18 protein-coding genes and 1 tRNA gene are annotated in these 16,821 nt (G+C 62.8%); 14 read left to right on the forward strand and 5 right to left on the reverse strand.

The window, feature by feature from the left end:
• The first annotated feature begins 112 nt into the window (after positions 1–112).
• The 9 genes from AB0O87_RS05555 (at position 113) to AB0O87_RS05595 (ending at position 6,837) form a co-directional block, all read left to right on the forward strand.
• Positions 113–185 (forward strand) — tRNA-Trp (locus tag AB0O87_RS05555).
• Positions 186–225: 40 nt separating this feature from the next.
• The gene (gene secE / locus AB0O87_RS05560; protein ID WP_363512468.1) at positions 226–498 is read left to right on the forward strand and encodes a preprotein translocase subunit SecE; all 273 of its coding nucleotides are present in this window, start codon (positions 226–228) and stop codon (positions 496–498) included.
• A 42-nt stretch (positions 499–540) separates the two neighbouring features.
• On the forward strand, positions 541–1,569 hold the full coding sequence (gene nusG / locus AB0O87_RS05565; protein ID WP_363512470.1) for a transcription termination/antitermination protein NusG: 1,029 nt from the start codon (positions 541–543) through the stop codon (positions 1,567–1,569).
• A gap of 370 nt (positions 1,570–1,939) precedes the next feature.
• The gene (gene rplK, locus AB0O87_RS05570; RefSeq protein WP_363512472.1) at positions 1,940–2,371 is read left to right on the forward strand and encodes a 50S ribosomal protein L11; all 432 of its coding nucleotides are present in this window, start codon (positions 1,940–1,942) and stop codon (positions 2,369–2,371) included.
• 11 nt (positions 2,372–2,382) lie between these two features.
• The gene (gene rplA / locus AB0O87_RS05575; protein WP_363512474.1) at positions 2,383–3,072 is read left to right on the forward strand and encodes a 50S ribosomal protein L1; all 690 of its coding nucleotides are present in this window, start codon (positions 2,383–2,385) and stop codon (positions 3,070–3,072) included.
• A 517-nt stretch (positions 3,073–3,589) separates the two neighbouring features.
• Complete coding sequence (locus AB0O87_RS05580; protein WP_363512476.1) at positions 3,590–4,339, forward strand: hypothetical protein; 750 nt, start codon at positions 3,590–3,592, stop codon at positions 4,337–4,339.
• A gap of 223 nt (positions 4,340–4,562) precedes the next feature.
• On the forward strand, positions 4,563–5,378 hold the full coding sequence (locus AB0O87_RS05585) for a transporter substrate-binding domain-containing protein (protein WP_363512478.1): 816 nt from the start codon (positions 4,563–4,565) through the stop codon (positions 5,376–5,378).
• Positions 5,379–5,381: 3 nt separating this feature from the next.
• Entirely contained in the window at positions 5,382–6,047 is a 666-nt protein-coding gene (locus AB0O87_RS05590; RefSeq protein ID WP_363512480.1) for an amino acid ABC transporter permease, read from the forward strand.
• Entirely contained in the window at positions 6,034–6,837 is an 804-nt protein-coding gene (locus tag AB0O87_RS05595) for an amino acid ABC transporter ATP-binding protein (protein ID WP_363512482.1), read from the forward strand. Before AB0O87_RS05590 ends, AB0O87_RS05595 begins: the two co-directional genes overlap by 14 nt.
• Positions 6,838–6,841: 4 nt before the next feature.
• Here AB0O87_RS05595 and lysE read toward each other — a convergent pair whose 3' ends face one another.
• Positions 6,842–7,519 carry an L-lysine exporter gene (lysE, locus tag AB0O87_RS05600; protein ID WP_363512484.1) on the reverse strand — a complete coding sequence of 226 codons (678 nt, stop codon included), beginning with the start codon at positions 7,517–7,519 and terminating at the stop codon, positions 6,842–6,844.
• Between the two features lie 70 nt (positions 7,520–7,589).
• Here lysE and AB0O87_RS05605 point away from each other — a divergent pair, with 70 nt between their 5' ends.
• Positions 7,590–8,540, forward strand: a complete 951-nt coding sequence (locus tag AB0O87_RS05605; protein ID WP_363512486.1) for a LysR family transcriptional regulator ArgP — start codon at positions 7,590–7,592, stop codon at positions 8,538–8,540.
• Here AB0O87_RS05605 and AB0O87_RS05610 read toward each other — a convergent pair.
• The 3 genes from AB0O87_RS05610 to AB0O87_RS05620 all read right to left on the reverse strand — a co-directional run bounded on the left by AB0O87_RS05610 (position 8,473) and on the right by AB0O87_RS05620 (position 11,522).
• Positions 8,473–8,979, reverse strand: a complete 507-nt coding sequence (locus tag AB0O87_RS05610) for a MarR family transcriptional regulator (RefSeq protein ID WP_363512488.1) — start codon at positions 8,977–8,979, stop codon at positions 8,473–8,475. The two genes, AB0O87_RS05605 and AB0O87_RS05610, sit on opposite strands and share 68 nt — an antisense overlap.
• Positions 8,966–10,696: an MDR family MFS transporter gene (locus tag AB0O87_RS05615; RefSeq protein ID WP_363512490.1), complete on the reverse strand. Its 1,731-nt coding sequence runs from the start codon at positions 10,694–10,696 to the stop codon at positions 8,966–8,968. The genes AB0O87_RS05610 and AB0O87_RS05615 overlap by 14 nt, the downstream gene beginning before the upstream one ends.
• A gap of 145 nt (positions 10,697–10,841) precedes the next feature.
• Positions 10,842–11,522, reverse strand: coding sequence for a YqaJ viral recombinase family protein (locus AB0O87_RS05620; protein ID WP_363512492.1), 681 nt, complete (start codon positions 11,520–11,522; stop codon positions 10,842–10,844).
• A gap of 217 nt (positions 11,523–11,739) precedes the next feature.
• Here AB0O87_RS05620 and AB0O87_RS05625 point away from each other — a divergent pair, with 217 nt between their 5' ends.
• The 3 genes from AB0O87_RS05625 to rplL all read left to right on the forward strand — a co-directional run bounded on the left by AB0O87_RS05625 (position 11,740) and on the right by rplL (position 14,046).
• The gene (locus tag AB0O87_RS05625; protein WP_363512494.1) at positions 11,740–12,711 is read left to right on the forward strand and encodes a hypothetical protein; all 972 of its coding nucleotides are present in this window, start codon (positions 11,740–11,742) and stop codon (positions 12,709–12,711) included.
• Between the two features lie 420 nt (positions 12,712–13,131).
• Positions 13,132–13,620: a 50S ribosomal protein L10 gene (gene rplJ, locus AB0O87_RS05630; RefSeq protein ID WP_363512496.1), complete on the forward strand. Its 489-nt coding sequence runs from the start codon at positions 13,132–13,134 to the stop codon at positions 13,618–13,620.
• Positions 13,621–13,668: 48 nt separating this feature from the next.
• Positions 13,669–14,046 carry a 50S ribosomal protein L7/L12 gene (gene rplL / locus AB0O87_RS05635; RefSeq protein WP_363512498.1) on the forward strand — a complete coding sequence of 126 codons (378 nt, stop codon included), beginning with the start codon at positions 13,669–13,671 and terminating at the stop codon, positions 14,044–14,046.
• A gap of 123 nt (positions 14,047–14,169) precedes the next feature.
• On the opposite strand, the gene AB0O87_RS05640 is transcribed toward rplL, so the two are convergent.
• Entirely contained in the window at positions 14,170–15,174 is a 1,005-nt protein-coding gene (locus tag AB0O87_RS05640; RefSeq protein WP_363512500.1) for a LacI family DNA-binding transcriptional regulator, read from the reverse strand.
• Between the two features lie 290 nt (positions 15,175–15,464).
• On the opposite strand from AB0O87_RS05640, the gene AB0O87_RS05645 reads away from it, so the two are divergent.
• Positions 15,465–16,775 carry an ABC transporter substrate-binding protein gene (locus AB0O87_RS05645; protein ID WP_363512502.1) on the forward strand — a complete coding sequence of 437 codons (1,311 nt, stop codon included), beginning with the start codon at positions 15,465–15,467 and terminating at the stop codon, positions 16,773–16,775.
• Positions 16,776–16,821 lie beyond the last annotated feature (46 nt).

The following is a 16,821-nucleotide window of genomic DNA, read 5'->3' on the forward strand; positions in this document are numbered from 1 at the left end:
ATGCCGTATGCTTGTGGAGCAGTTGTTTTCTGCATTCTTTCGCCATGCCTAAGGCCTACGGGGCTCAGGATCGTGACAGGGTGGAGGAACACCCCGAGACCACTTGGTCTCTAGGGCGGTAGCTCAATTGGCAGAGCAGCGGTCTCCAAAACCGCAGGTTGCAGGTTCGATTCCTGTCCGCCCTGCGCGTCAGCGCAACGCTGACACACGAAAGGTACATTCAGGATGGATCAGGACGAACCGCGCGGCGAGGTCGTCGCGGCCGGCGCCACCCGCGAGAAGAAGGGCAACCCCTTCTCCCGGTTCTTCGGGGGTATCGCCCTGTTCATCCGTCAGGTCATCGCCGAGCTCCGCAAGGTCGTCACCCCGACTCGCAAGGAACTGTTCAAGTTCACCGGGGTGGTGCTCGTCTTCGTTCTGATCGTCATGGGTATCGTCTACGGCTTGGACACAGTGTTCGCGCTCTTGACGACCTGGGTGTTCGGAATCCCTGGCTGATGACCCCCGCGGATTACCCCGCAGCTATGGAGATGAAACAACGTGTCTGAACGATATTCCGACGACGCCGACTGGGCGACCGCCGCAGAGCAGTCCAGCGAAGAAGACGAAGCCCAGGAGGGCAACGTTCTCGCCGCTGAAGAGCTTTCGGTCACTCCGGCTGAGCACGTCGCGGTTCACGTCGAAAACGTGGACGGCGAAGAGGGCCCAACGGAGGACACCGACATCGAAATCAACGACCCGGAGGCTGACGCGATCGTGAACGACGCTCTCAACCTGGACGAAGCGGCTGAGTCTCAGGCTGCCGCTGAGGTTCTCAACGACGCTGTGGCCGAAGATGCCGCTGACAGCGACGCCGCCGCAGCCGAAGAGGTTGCCCCGTACGACGGCCCCGACGTGAACGGCGACGAAGAAGCGTCTGCCGACGACGAAGCTGAAGACGCAGAGGAAGACCCATACGAGTCTTTCCGGATGGACCTGCGCATGCTTCCGGGCAAGTGGTACGTCATCCACTCCTACGCCGGTTTCGAGCGCAAGGTCAAGGCCAACATCGAGCAGCGTAAGTCGACGCTCGAGGTCGAGGACGAGATCTACCAGGTCGAGGTCCCGATGGAAGATGTCGTCGAGATCAAGAACGGCCAGCGCAAGATGGTCACTCGCGTACGCATCCCCGGCTATGTGCTGGTGCGTATGGAGCTCACCGAAGACACCTGGTCTGTTGTTCGTCACACCCCCGGTGTCACCGGCTTCGTGGGTAACGCGCACAACCCGACGCCGCTGCGCTTCGAAGAGGCTTTCAACATGTTGAAGTCGCTCGTCGAGGTCAAGGACGTCCCCACGGCCAAGAACATTGCGTCGAAGGGTGGCGTCGCCGTCGCTCGTCCGCTTCCTGCCGAGGTCGACTTCGAGATCGGCGAGACCATCACGATCAAGGAAGGCTCGTTCGCGGGTCTTCCCGGTTCGATCAGCGAGATCAAGCCGGAGAGCGGCAAGCTCACCGTTCTCGTCTCGCTCTTCGAGCGTGAGACCCCGGTCGAGCTCTCGTTCGACCAGGTCACCAAAATGGCCTAACAAGACACACCTCACGAGAACGGCCGTCCCCTTCGGGGCGGCCGTTCTCGCGTCTCCGCCCCCTCCGCCCCTCCGCCCCAGAACTCTTTTAGCTCCCGTCGCACTTTCTGTCGCTTGGGAGGCCTATTGAGCGACAGAAAGTGCGACGGGAGCGGGCAGGTCGCCTGGCACGCGGGACGGCGAACATCGGGTAGACTTACGTGGTTTGTGTGATGTCCCACAGCTGAGTTCCTGAACTCGCAATGGGTTCCTGAGCCTGTCGAAGGGTTCCTGAGCCTGTCGAAGGACGCACAGACAACCACGGTTCGGAAACGCCGGACCTGTGGGAGAAACGAATGCTCTGGTATTCGATTCGATGAAAGGAAAGAGAATGGCACCGAAGAAGAAGGTGACCGGCCTGATCAAGCTTCAGATCAACGCCGGTGCAGCCAACCCGGCGCCGCCGATCGGCCCCGCGCTCGGTCAGCATGGCGTTAACATCATGGAGTTCTGCAAGGCGTACAACGCCGCGACCGAGTCGCAGCGCGGCAACGTCATCCCCGTAGAGATCACCGTTTACGAGGACCGCAGCTTCACGTTCATCCTGAAGACCCCGCCCGCAGCGGAGCTCATCAAGAAGGCCGCTGGTGTCCCCAAGGGCTCCGCGACCCCGCACACCGTCAAGGTCGCGAAGATCACCAAGGACCAGGTCCGCCAGATCGCCGAGACCAAGCAGGCTGACCTGAACGCGAACGACATCGATGCCGCGATTTCGATTATCGCCGGCACCGCTCGTTCCATGGGCATCACGGTCGAGGGCTGAGGAGAATAATCATGGCTACTAAGTCCAAGGCTTACAAGGCTGCCGCCGAGAAGATCGAGGCAGACCGTTTCTACACTCCGACCGAGGCTGTTGCTCTCGCAAAGGAGACTGGCTCGTCGAAGTTCGACTCGACCGTTGAGGTTGCGTTGAAGCTCGCCGTTGACCCCCGCAAGGCAGACCAGATGGTGCGCGGCACCGTCATTCTGCCCCACGGCACCGGTAAGACCGCTCGCGTCATCGTTTTCGCCACCGGCCCAGCGGCCGAGGCAGCGATCGCCGCAGGTGCAGATGAGGTCGGCGGCGCCGAGCTCATCCAGAAGGTTGCCGATGGCTGGACCAACTTTGACTCTGCAGTCTCCACCCCGGAGCTCATGGGCCAGGTCGGTCGTCTCGGAAAGGTACTCGGACCGCGCGGTCTGATGCCGAACCCGAAGACCGGTACCGTGACCCCGAACCCGGCCAAGGCCGTTGAGGAGATCAAGGGCGGAAAGATCGAGTTCCGCGTTGACAAGCACGCTAACGTGCACTTCATCGTTGGTAAGGCTTCTTTCACCGCTGAGCAGCTGAACGAGAACATCGGTGCAGCGCTCGAGGAGATCGTTCGTCTGAAGCCGTCGAGCTCGAAGGGCCGTTACATCCAGAAGGGTGCGGTGTCGACCACGTTCGGCCCCGGCATCCCGCTGGACGTCAACTCCATCTGAGTCTGACTCTCTGAAGCGCCCCCGGATTCGTCCGGGGGCGCTTTTGCGTCCCCACCTCTCCTCCCCACCTCTCCTCCCCACCTCTCCTCCCCACCTCTCCTCCCCACCCGACCTCCCTCGGTACTGTCCTGACTCCCCTCCGCACCCAGATCTCTCTGCTCCCGTCGCACTTTCTGTCGCTCAAACGTCGGGGGAGCGACAGAAAGTGCGACGGGAGCAAGGGTGGGTGGGGGGAAGGATCTGTGGATAAGGGCAACTGAAGCGGGAGCCGTTTGACACGGTGTGGCAGATGCGCTCACCTCGACAACTTCCTGCGGAACTCGGAAACACTTTCCACATTGACGATGCTGCAGCGTTAGGGATCACTGCAGAGAGGATGCGGAGAGCCGACCTCGTGCGGCCTTTCGCTGGAGTCCGTGTACGACAAGTTGCACCGGCAGGACCCTCTGACGACGTTGACGATTTCGAACGGCAAGCAGCACAACGGCGAGAGCGCGCTCGCGCATACGCACCGAGGATGAGCGGCGGCCAGTTCTTCAGCCATGAAACTGCTGCTGCGCTGTGGGGAGCGCCGTTTCCGCTCGCCCGCGACGCCAACGGAGCGGCTGCCCGTTTGCCACCCTCCGTGCACGTCAGCGTCTTCGGTACTGCGCCGCTTCCTCGGATCGATGGAGTCATCGGTCACCGCGCACGTATCGAGACGTCGAATGCACGAGAACTCGACGGTCTCATGGTGGCGTCTGCGGCGACCACATGGGCGGCGCTCGGAAGGCTGCCGCTGTACGACGTCGTCGCCGTCGGTGACTACCTTTGTCGAGCGTGGCGAGTGGGAGTAGGGCGTCCAGATTCAGGCCGAGACGCCATCACGTCCAGAGCGGATCTCGCCGAGGCGGTGGCGTCTGGTCGGCGAGTCGGGATCCGACGATTGCGCACCGCGCTCGAGCTCGTTCGCGAAGACTCGTGGTCTCCTCGGGAGACGAGAGTGCGCTGCATTCTGAGTGACTACGCTCTTCCCGAACCGGCTCTCAATGTCGATGTGTTCGGCGTCGAGGGCGAGTTTCTTGCCTGCCTTGACCTCGCCTATCTCCGTGAGAAGGTCGCTGTGGAGTATCACGGGATCCTCCACAGCCGCACCTACGCGAAGGATGTGGAACGGATGGCGCGCTTGCGTGCCGCCGGTTGGATCGTCATTGAGGTAACCGCAGCGCTTTTGAAGAACGAGGTCGAACTCGTCCGCCGTGTTCGTAGCGCCCTTCGTGCACGCTGAGCCCGCTCCCGTCGCATTATCTGTCGCCCGATCGCCCACCAAGCGACAGAAAGTGCGACGGGAGCGCACAGGGGAGCAAACAGGGAAGGGGAACAAAGGGGGGAGGGTGGGCGTTGACACGGAGAGTCATCAGATGCGGGGAAAGACAGCGTCCCGCGTACTGTGAAGGAATTCGTGCGCGGTCGCGTAAACTCGCACCGCGCTTTTTACCCCAGGAGGGTTCATGTCTCGTCGTTTCACTGCCATCGCCGCGCTCGTTGCCGCCGGAGCGTTGCTCACCGCGTGCAGCTCGTCGAGCACGCCCGATAGCACGAGTGGTGACACCTCCACAGGCTCCGAGTTTGGTCTGGTGCAGGAAGGCACGCTCACCGTTGCCACCGAGGGAACCTACCGTCCGTTCAGCTTTCACGAAGACAACGGCGCGGGCGAGCTCACCGGGTACGACGTCGAGATCATCGAGGCTGTCGCCGACAAGCTCGACCTTGAGGTGAAGTTCGAAGAGACCCAGTGGGACGCGATCTTCGCAGGCCTTGAGGCCGGTCGCTTCGATGTGATCGCCAACCAGGTCTCCATCAACGATGAGCGCGAAGCGAAGTACCTTTTCAGCGCTCCTTATACGGTTTCGCCCGGCGTGATCGTGGTGACGGAGGATGATGACTCCATCTCTTCTTTTGATGACCTCGATGGCAAGACCACCGCGCAGTCGCTCACGAGTAACTGGAACGAGCTGGCGACAGAGTCTGGCGCCAACGTCGAGGGCGTCGAGGGTTGGGCGCAGGCCGTCGAACTGCTGCGCCAGGGACGCGTGGCCGCTACGATCAACGACAAGCTCACGTTCCTCGACTACGAGACGACGAACAGCCCCACTGGTCTCAAGATCGCAGCCGAGACCGAGGAAGCAGGCGAGCAGGCTTTCGCTTTCACACAAGACAAGGAGGCACTCGCCTCGGCAGTAGACGTGGCGTTGGAGGAACTGCGCGCTGACGGCACTCTGGCCGAGATCAGCGAGAAGTACTTCGGCGAAGACGTGTCGCAGTAGCGGATGGATAACCCCTGGCAGCTGTTTTTCGACTCGCTCTGGCCCATCGCCTGGGCGGGCCTGACGGTGACGGTGCCGCTCGCGCTGGCCTCGTTTGCGCTAGGGCTCGTGATTGCTGTCGGCGCCGCGCTGATGCGGATCTCGGGAAATCCGCTCGTTTCAGGGATCGCCCGCTTCTACATTTCGGTGATCAGAGGCACACCGCTTCTGGTGCAGCTGTTCGTTATTTTCTACGGGATGCCGTCGATCGGCGTCACGATCGATCCGTGGCCGAGTGCGATCATCGCCCTGTCGCTCAACGTCGGCGGTTATGGCGCCGAAGTGGTGCGGGCAGCGATCCTCTCCGTTCCGCAGGGGCAGTGGGAAGCGGCCTACACGGTGGGCATGAACCGCACCCGCACGCTGACGCGCATCATTTTGCCTCAGGCCGCGCGGGTGTCGGTGCCGCCGCTGTCGAATACCTTCATCTCGCTGGTGAAAGACACATCGCTCACATCGCTGATCCTGGTGACGGAGCTGTTCAAGGTAGCGCAACAGATCGCTTCAACGACCTATGAGTTTATGACTCTGTACCTCGCCGCCGCGCTGGTGTACTGGGTTCTCTGCCTGGTGCTTTCCTTCGGGCAGAGTGCCCTCGAAAGGAGGCTCGACAGTCGTGTCTCCCAGTGAAAATACGTCCGAGGCCTTGCTCACCGCCCGCGGACTGCGTAAGAGCTTTGGCGATAACGAGGTGCTTCGCGGAATCGACCTGACCCTGCACCGAGGCGAGGTGGTCGTGCTGATCGGCCCCAGTGGTTCCGGGAAGACCACGGTACTGCGCGCCCTCAACGGTCTGGAAACCCCTGACGCGGGCACGATCGTCGTCGATGGCGGGCCCGAGGTCGATTTTGCCGCCGACCCGAAGCCGTCTCCGCGAGTGCAGAAGCAGAAGCGACTCGCGCTACGGGACCGTTCGGCGATGGTGTTTCAACATCACAATCTCTTCCCGCACTTGACGGTTCTTGAGAACGTCATCGAGGGGCCGTGGCGGGTGCAAGGGCGCCCGAAAGCAGAGGTTGTCGCGGAAGCTCTCGCTCTGCTTGCGCGTGTGGGCCTGGAAGAGAAGGCGGACGCGCGCCCGCACCAGCTGTCCGGAGGGCAACAGCAGCGCGTCGGCATTGTGCGTGCTCTCGCCCTTAAGCCGGATCTGCTGCTCTTTGATGAACCGACGAGTGCTCTCGACCCTGAACTCGTGGGGGAGGTGCTTCTCGTGATCAAAGAGCTCGCGGATGAAAACTGGACGATGGCCGTGGTGACTCATGAGCTGAGCTTTGCGCGCGAAGCCGCAGACCATGTGCTGTTTATGGATGGCGGTGTGGTGGTCGAGCAGGGACCGCCTGCCGAGCTCTTCCGTGCACCGAAGCACGAGCGAACGCAGCGATTCCTCACGCGCATCATGCGTCCGCTCGACGGACTGTGAGTGGTCAGCCTCCCAATACGGGCAAGACGAGACTGATCGCGATCGACACCATAATGATGGCGATGAGAGCATCGAGCACGCGCCACGACCGAGGTGTATTCAGCCAGCGGCTCAGGTAGCGCGCCCCGAAACCCAGCCCGACAAACCACAGCAGGCTGGCAGCGATCGCACCGCCACCAAACAGCCAGCGGTCGTCGCCGTACGTGTTCGCAATTGATCCGAGCATCAGTACCGTGTCGAGGTACACGTGGGGATTCAGCCATGTGAGCGCGAGCACGGTCATGACCACGGGAGCCAGACGAGTGCGCGTCCGTGGGCGCGCGAGGGTACGGGTCGAGCCATCCGGCGAGGCCGTCGCATTCGCCCCTTCGCTCTCGGGTGCTTCTGCGTGCAGTTCTTCGCCACCTCTCCACGCGCGCCTGGCCGCCAGCACACCGTAGGTGAGCAGAAACACGGCGCCGGCCCATCGGGCAACCACGATGAGCCAGGGGGCGGCAGAGATGACGAATCCGAGGCCCGCGACGCCGACCGCGATCAGAACCGCGTCAGATACCGCGCAGATAATCACGACGGCGAGTACATGCTCACGGCGAATGCCCTGGCGCAGGATGAAAACGTTCTGAGCACCGATCGCGACGATCAGAGAGAGGCCAAGACCGAGGCCAGCGAGGACGGGAAGCATGTGTTCAGACTAGGAAGTAGCTGACCTGAAGTGAAGCGAAGGTTTCTGATGAACCATTAGCATCACTAATGTGAAGATTGATCCAGAGCTCGCCGCCACGGTGGCCGCAATCGACGACGAAGGAACCCTGGACGCCGCATCGAGAAGACTGCAGATCACTCCGTCGGCGGTGAGTCAGCGTCTGAAGACCCTCGAGCAACAGCTCGGCCGCATTCTGGTGGTGCGCACGAAGCCAGCGCGTCTGACCGCGGCCGGAGAAGCGGTGGTGCGTCTGGCTCGGCAGATTGCATTGTTGGAGCACGACGCGATGGTGGGCGTTGGAGTGGAAGAAGACGACGGTGGCCGCCGAGTGAGCATCCCGCTGGCGGTGAATGCCGACTCGATGGCTACGTGGTTTCTTGCGCCGCTCGGCCGGCTCTCCAACGAACGTGGCATCGACTTTGACCTTCACCGCGACGACCAGAACTTCACCGCGCGACTGTTGGAGTCGGGGGCGGTGATGGCCGCCGTCACCAGCGAAGACACTCCGGTCGCTGGTTGCTCTGTCTCGAATCTCGGCATGCTCGAGTACCGGGCGATGGCGGAGCCGGGCTTTGCGGCGCGCTGGTTCCCGCAGGGGGCGACGGTTGATGCTCTACGGGCGGCGCCGTTCGTCGACTTCGATCGCCGCGACACGCTGCAGAGAGAGTGGCTTGCGGCGATGGCGGTCGACCAAGAGGGGGTGCCTCGTCACTACGTTCCGGCCTCGCACGACTACGCGCTCGCGGTCAGTTTTGGGCTGGGCTGGGGCCTGGTGCCGGTATTGCAGAATTCAGAAGGGCTCGTCCCGCTCGGCGGTCCCACTGTCCGCGTGCAGCTTTATTGGCAGCAGTGGAACCTGCAATCAGAACTCCTCGACAGCATCGCAGCGGAAGTTGCGGCAGAGGCCCGTCGTGTACTGAGTGCTGAGCCCGTCAGAACGAAGCAGAAGCCGAAGAGTCAGGTTTTACGCCGGAGCCAAGGGCATGGAGCAGGCGCGTGAGGTTGTCGATGTCAGACAGACTCCAGTCGGAAAGTGTCCGTAGCAACATCCCCTCCTGAGGTAGTCGCGCCACAGCGAGACGCTCTGTGCCGAGTTCCGTGAGTTGCAGCAGAAAAGAGCGGCCGTCTGAGGGATCGGCGGAGCGCTCGACCAGGCTGAGATCTTCCAACTCCCGCACCATCCTGCTCACCTGCCCCTTGTCCATCACCATGCGCTCGGACAAGGTCGAGACGGTCACCTGTTCGCATCGCGCAATCGTCGTGAAGATCTTGTATGCGCCAGGCAACAGCCCAGGGCTCACCCTGTTCGCGTTCTCGGTGATGACGCGACGGAAGTGACTGATTAGCTCGCCGAACTCCGCCTCGAGGGCCCGGACCGCTTCGGCCCGGGCCTCCGAAGACTCAGCGTTCTGCTCAGCGCTCTGCTCAGCGTGTGACATCAGGGTTCGCCTTGTCGCGGCCATCGCCTGCTCTGTCGACCACGGTCACGCTCCCGGTGGGAGCGCCGGAGAGTGCCGTCGCGTCATCGATAGCGACCTGCGCCGCATCGTCGGTCGGGCGGACGCTCTTGTCTGATGCGGCATCCTTCGCCGCATCAGCGTGGGCACGCTCGGAGGTCGTCATCGTGGTGAGCGGACGGTTCGGGAGGAAGAGGATGGCGATCAGGCTGATGACCGCGAGCGGTATACCGATCAGGAACGCGTTCGAGATCGCCTGAGCGTAGAAGTCTTCGACGATGGAACGCACAGGTTCCGGCAGGAGTCGCACTTCAGGGACTGTGCCGCTGGAGAGCTGCGCGGCGACCTCAGCGCCCTTGTCGCCGAGCTGCGCAATCGCTGCCCCCACGCGCTCCTTGCCATCTGTGAAGAGGTTGGTGAGGCTGTTCGCGAGCACCGCCCCCATCACGGAAACGCCGACGGTGCCACCCAGGCTGCGGAAGAAGGTGACGCCGGAACTCGCGACGCCCATCTCGCTGGGCTTGGCGACGTTTTGTACAGTCAACACGAGGTTCTGCATCGTCATGCCGACGCCAGCACCCATCGCAAACATGTAGAGCGATACCAACACGAAGTTCGTGTCGTAGTGCAGGGTCGACAACGTGGCGGAGCCGATGATCAGCAGAACGGAACCGAGAATCAGGTAGCCCTTCCACTTGCCGAAACGAGTGACAAGTTGGCCGACGACGATGGAAGAGATCAGGAGACCGGCCATCATCGGCAGCGTCATGAGGCCTGCCTCTGTCGGTGTCGCACCGCGCGAGAGCTGCATATACTGCGCGAGGTATACCGAGGTGCCGAACATGGCCACGCCGATAGAGATCGACGCGAGCACCGAGAGGGTGAAAGTGCGTCCACGGAAGAGGGTGAGCGGGATGAGCGGCTCTCGCACCTTCAGCTCGACGATGATGAACGCGATGGCGGCGACCAATGATCCACCCACCATGAGGATGGTCTCTGTGCCCCACCAGTCGAAGGTCGATCCGGCGTTTGTGATCCAGATGAGGATGAGAGAAACCGAAGCAGACAGCAACACAATGCCGACGTAGTCGATCGAGGCCTTGCGCGTGCGTGCGGTGCTGATGTGCAGGGTCTTCTGCAGGATGATCAGCGCGGCGACGGCGAAGGGGAGGGCGACGAAGAAGTTCCAGCGCCAGTTTGCGACGTCTGTGATCCATCCGCCGAGCAGCGGGCCGCCGACCGTGGCGACGGCCATCACGGCGCCGAACAGGCCCATGTAGCGTCCACGTTCGCGTGGGCTGATGATGTCGGCCATGATGACTTGGCTCAGTGCGGCGAGTCCGCCGCCGCCGATGCCCTGCAGTGCACGGAAGGCGATCAGGGTGCCCGTGTCTTGCGAGAAGCCAGCGGCCGCGGTAGCGCCGACGAAGATGATGATCGCGATCTGGATCAGGAGCTTGCGGTTGAAGAGGTCAGCGAGCTTTCCCCAGATCGGCGTCGAGATCGCGGTGGTAAGAAGCGTCGCCGTGATAACCCAGGTGTAGGCAGCCTGGTCGCCACCGAGGTCGTGCACGATGACGGGCATCGAGGTGGAGACGACGGTGGTGGCGATCATCGAAACGAACATGCCGAGGAGGAGGCCGGTGAGAGCCTCGAGCACCTGGCGGTGCGTCATTTTGACGGGTGAATCCGTGGTCATTCGTGACCTTTCGCGGTAAGAGAGACGATGCTGCGACAGCTCTGGCGCGCACGAAGATGGTTGAACTGCGTCAACTATACGCAGATCGTTGAGGTGCGTCAACTAATCGGTAAGAGTGCGCTCGAGTGCCGAGGGGAGTGGTTGATCAGTCGGCGAGAGCGAGCGCACGGAAAGCGTCGCGTTCGCGTAGTTCCTCGCGGCGACTGGTGACAGGATCGATCGTTCTGCTCGGAACCTGTTGCCCGGTCGTACGGCGGTAAAGCTCGTCAATGAGGGATGTGGCGAGCCCCACGAGTTTCGCGATTTCGCGGTCGTCGCGGTCGATCCACACGCAGCGAGGTTCATCGTGAATGGGGGCGAAGTCGACGTGCTCTTCCCAGACGAACAGGGTGCGCTCTGCACCGAGTACGTGCTGCTGCCACCACACCTGGCGCAGATAGGTGCGGGGGATTCCGCGGAACGCCTTGTTCGTTGTTTTGATCTCGGCGAGCTTGACGCGTCCTTCTGCATCCACGGCAATGCCGTCTGGGGTCGCGAGGTGCCGGTGTTCAACCTCAGCGCGGAAGAGCGCGGAGGAGGGGAGGATGCCGTGGGTGGCGGCGACCCACGCGGCAATTTCCGGTTCTCGTCGCCTGCCGTGGTCGGTGTAGGCGTTGCCGCTGAAGCGAGGCCCACCGCCAAGTTTCGAGTCGGCCGCCCGCGCAATCGAGTTCTCAGATGTGAGCGATGCGACATCGGTGGCGGTGATTCCGCGCGATCGCGCCCTCAACCACGCCACGCGGTCGCGTGAGTCCGCGACGATGCGTGCAGCGAGTTCCGGATTCACCCCTCGACTCTATCTCCGCCCACCCCCTTCCCTCCCCACACACGCCGCCCCCGCCCCGTCTGTCCTCCCGTCCCCCGCCCCCGTCCCCCCGTCCCCACCCTCGGCAGGCGGGGGACTGCTCCTGCACAAAGCACGGAAGATGTGGGAAGGGAACAGGGGGTGCGGGAGACGGGTGGGGCGACGTGGGGGTGGGAGTGGCGGGGCGGAACTATGGGGCATGTCGACTTCGCCCGTATTGCCTCAGCTCGTTCAGTCCCGCGTGATGCTGCTCCGAAGTGGGTGGACGGATCGACGCATTGCAGATGCTGTGCAAAGTGGTGCGTTGTTCCCGCTCCGACGGGGGTGGTTCATCGATGCGGCTGAGCGAGAAACGTTGTGGTCAGAGCAGCAGCATTACGCGCACGTCATCGCGGTGGCGCGCGATGCGAGCGGGCCGGCCATCATGTCTCATAGCTCCGCCGCTGTGCTGTGGAATCTGCCGCTGCACGCGATGCGGCTCGTGCGCGTGCATATGACAACGGCTGCACCGACGCGCATCTCGAGTGCACCGGATGTCTTTCGGCATGTGGCTCCGCTTCCGGCTTCTGACATCACTGTGCGTGCGGGTATTCGGTGCACATCGCTCGCTCGAACAGTCTTCGACCTCATTCGCTCGGTGCCCGCGCCTGCCGCGGTGGCTGTAGCGGATGCGGCCGAACGGCAGATGGCAGAGCGACAGTGGGAGTGGGATACCGATGCGGTTGTCGCTTGGCGTCGCGCGATGGTGAAGCGTCTGGGCCAAGCAGGGGGAGCGCGGGGCGTACGGCAGGCCCGATGGGTGGCGGACTTCGCGGACGGGCGGGCACAACTGCCGGGAGAGAGCATCAGTCGCTTACATCTGCGCACGCTCGGCTTTGCCGATCCGGGTCTGCAGATTCCTGTCGATGGCCCAGGTCGCCGCCGCTACTTCGTCGACTTTGAACTTGCTGACGTGCGATGCTTCGGCGAGTTCGACGGCAAAGGCAAGTACATAGACGAGGCGCAGCGCTCAGGACGCACGCTTGAGCAGGTTCTGCTGGCGGAGAAGCAGCGCGAAGACTGGATCCGCGGACGCACGCAGTGGGCATTCGCGCGCTGGGGTTCGGAGCACATCACGACCCCCGCCGCTCTCGCCGCCCGCCTCGCTTCCTTCCACATCACCCCACCCTGACACCCCGTCCCCCGTCCCCCGTCCCCCCACCCCCAACCCACCCACCCCCAACCCACTCCACCGAGTGCACGGGCTACGCCCGAATGCACCGCGAATTCACGTCGACAGCCCGTGCACTCGGCAATAGCCCGTGCACTCGGCGATTTTGGGTGGTGTGCGGGGAGTGGGAGTGGGGGGACTGGGGGGACTGGGGGTGGATGGGGGTGGGGGAGAAGTGGGGTATAGTTGGGGTAACCGAAGACCGCTGGTCATCGTTGTGTGCGAAAGCACGTGGCGATCGAAGCTCTGCACAGCAGGGGCCCGCGCAGGACACGAACTTTCAAAGCTCCGTGCGCTTGCGCCGGGGCTTTTTCTCTGTGCAGGTGGTCAAGGTCGGCGCCTCACCACCGTGCGGCGCCTCGTACACACCAAGGAGTGACCATGGCGCAGAAGGATGCATCGGTCGCCGAGCTCACGAAGTCATTCGAGAACTCGAACGCCGTCCTGCTGACCGAGTACCGCGGTCTGACGGTTGCCCAGCTCAAGGAGCTGCGCAACAGCATCCGTCAGGACGCTGAGTACGCCGTGGTGAAGAACACGCTGACCAAGATCGCCGCCAACAAGGCTGGCATCTCCGCGCTGGACGACGACCTTAAGGGTCCGTCGGCTGTCGCGTTCGTGCACGGTGACTTTGTCGCCACCGCCAAGGCTCTTCGTGACTTCGCCAAGGCCAACCCGCTTCTCGTGATCAAGTCCGGCGTTTTCGAGGGCAATGCCCTCACCGCGGACGAGGTCAACAAGTACGCCGCGCTCGAGAGCCGTGAGGCTCTGCTGGCGAAGGCTGCGGGCATGATGAAGGCAACGATGGGTAAGGCTGCTGCCACCGTCGATGCTCTTCGCGAAAAGCTGGAGACCGCAGAAGCCGCGTAAGCGATCTGCGATCTCGTCTAAAAACCCCATCTATCTAGGAGATACATCATGGCGAAGCTTTCCACCGAGGAACTGCTTGAGCAGTTCGCCGGCCTGACCCTTGTCGAGCTCAGCGAGTTCGTGAAGGCGTTCGAGGAGAAGTTCGAGGTCACCGCTGCTGCCCCCGTCGCCGCTGCAGGCGCAGGCGGAGCTGCTGCCGAAGAGGTCGAGGAGAAGGTCGACTTCGACGTCATCCTCGAGGCTGCTGGCGACAAGAAGATCCAGGTCATCAAGACCGTCCGCGAGCTCACCTCGCTGGGTCTCGGCGAGGCCAAGGCTGTCGTCGACGGTGCACCCAAGGCTGTCCTTGAGGGCGCTAACAAGGAGACCGCCGAGAAGGCAAAGGCTGCTCTCGAAGAGGCAGGCGCAACGGTTACCCTCAAGTAATCGCGACGCTTACGCGTTTTATCGAAGGCCCCGGGTTCTCACTCGGGGCCTTCGTGCGTGTGCAGACAGTGCGTGTGCGGACAGTGCGTGTGCAGACAAAAGCCTTGACCCGGGAACGGCGTTCTAGCGGGGGGCTGTTGTCGTATTGCGCACGACAAGAGCCGACTCCGCTGCAAGATGCTCGAGTATAGGGTCTGGTTGCTCCATCTGCTTCGTCAGCAGGCGCACCGCTTCATGCCCTTGTTCGCGAGGTGACTGGCCGATCGTGGTCAGGGCGAACATCTCTGCATGTTCGTGATCGTCGATGCCGACCACACTCAGTTCCGTGGGAACAGCGATACCCAGACGTCTGGCTGCGATGATCGCGCCAATAGCGGCTTCATCACAGACCCCGATGATCGCCGTCGGGCGGTGGCGCCTGTCGCCCAGCAAGCCCGCCGCAGCCGCATAGCCGCCCGGCATCGTCGGCGCCGCTGCGACGACACGTGCTTTCGCCGAGATGCCAGCGGCAGCCAGCGCATCTTGATAGCCGCAAAGACGCCGTTCGTCTCCAAAGCTCTCCGGTGCCTCGCCCGTTGGCCCACCGATGAACGCAATGTTGGTATGCCCGAGCTCGATCAGATGCTCGGTGGCGATGCGGGCGGCGGCAACGTCGTCGATCGACACCGCGCTGGTGCCTTCTCCATACGGTCCGAGGATCACCAACGGGCGTTCTGTGCGCTGAAGCCGCTCAAGCTCGTGGGCGCTCGGTTGAATTCCGACCGCGATGATCCCGTCAAATCGCCTGCCGGGAAGAACGCTTTCAAATAGCCGCTCTCTCGTCGCTGACCCTTCGGGGACCCCGTAGAGGGCGAGGTCGTAGTCCAGCGCAAGCAATGACTCCTGTACGCCGGCGAGCAACTCGGCGAAGAACCAGCGATTCACCGGTGGCATCACGAGGCCGACTGTGTGTGTGCGCCCTGTGGCCAAACTCGTCGCAGAGGAATGGGCCACGTAGGCGAGCTCGCTGGCAGCGCTCGCCACCCTCGCTCTGGTGGTTTCGGCGACATACCCGCGGCCGCTCAGTGCCCGGCTCGCTGTGGCCTTTGAGACACCAGCGCGCGATGCGACATCCGCAATCGTGCTCATTGGTCCTCCTTGACCTGAAAACGTGGGGGCGTTTCACGCGGTGCGACGGCTCAAGCACCGCGACAAAGCGTAGTCGCCAACGTGAAGAAAAGGAACCGGTTCCAGGTGTGACGCGAGAGAGCGCTCCCATGTGCGAGAAGTCAGCGGAGTGAATGGTTGCGAGCTTGTGACTCGCTCATGTTGTGCGGGAGTGCTTATGGCAAGTAGGTTGTCCTGGAATCGGTTCCCTAACGATGCCCCGGGGTGGCATCGCACGAATCAGGAACTTGTACTCGAAGAGGAGAATTCACATGGCTCTGTCACAGCGTTCCCGGCGTTACGCGCCGATCGCCCTGTTGGGCGTCGCAGGCATCGCGCTCGCCGGCTGCGGGGCTCCGGGTGGAGCATCGGGCGGCGATAGCGGCGAAGACGCTACCGTCACCATTTACGGCACGATTGTCGATGCCGAAGCGGAACTCCTGCAGGAGTCCTGGTCCGATTGGGCTGACGAAAACGGCATCACGATCAAGTACGAAGGTAGCCAGGACTTCGAGACGCAGCTCGGAACCAGGGCACAGGGTGGAAACCCGCCAGACATCGCGATCTTCCCGCAGCCTGGTCTGTTCGCAGACTTCGCCCAGCGTGACTTCCTGAAGCCGGCACCGGAAGAGGTCGAAAAGAACGCCAACGAGTACTGGACAGAAGACTGGGTCGATTACGGCACCGTCGACGACACCTTCTACGGCGCGCCGCTGATGGCCAACGTCAAGGGGTGGATCTGGTACTCACCTACCAAGTTCGACGAGTGGGGTGTAGAAGTCCCAGAGACTCTCGATGAGATGACAGCACTGACCGAGTCGATCCAGGCGGCGACCGGAACACCCGCGTGGTGTGCCGGGTTTGAGTCGGGCACCGCGACCGGTTGGCCGGGAACGGACTGGATCGAGGACTACGTGCTTCGTCAGGCCGGACCAGAGGTCTACGACCAGTGGGTTGCCAACGAGATCGAGTTCACCGACCCGCAGATCAAGCAGGCCTTCGACTCGGTCGGCGAGATTCTGCTGGACCCGGCGAACGTCAACGCTGGCTTCGGCGACGTCCGCTCCATCAACTCGACCGCGTTCGGTGATGTTGCTCCCAAGCTCGCTGCAGGCGAGTGCGCGTTGACCCACCAGGCTTCGTTCCTGTCCGGCTTCTACCCTGAGGGCACCGACATCTCTGAGGATGGCGACGTGTGGGCCTTCATGCTTCCTGGTGAGACGGCAGACGACTCCGCTGTCACCGGTGCGGGCGAGATCGTGGGCGCATTCAGCGACTCGGAGGCAACGCAGAAGGTTCTTGCCTACCTCTCCAGCCCCGAGTGGGCAAACGCCCGCGTCAGCCTCGGCGGCGTTACCTCGGCAAACAATGGGCTTGACCCGGCGAACGCCAAGGACCCGATCCTGCAGGAGACCATCAAGATTCTTCAGGACTCTGACACGACGTTCCGCTTCGACGCTTCTGACCTGATGCCGGGTGCTGTTGGCGCAGGAACGTTCTGGAAGGGCATGGTCTCGTGGATCAACGGCACGTCGACAGACGACGTCCTCACGCAGATCCAGACGGGCTGGCCAGCCAGCTAATAAAGAAGGAGGGCCGCCTCTGGGAGGCGGCCCTTCTGCTTTCGCG

This window comes from Microbacterium sp. NPDC076768 (genome assembly GCF_040687205.1).
Lineage (GTDB): Bacteria > Actinomycetota > Actinomycetes > Actinomycetales > Microbacteriaceae > Microbacterium.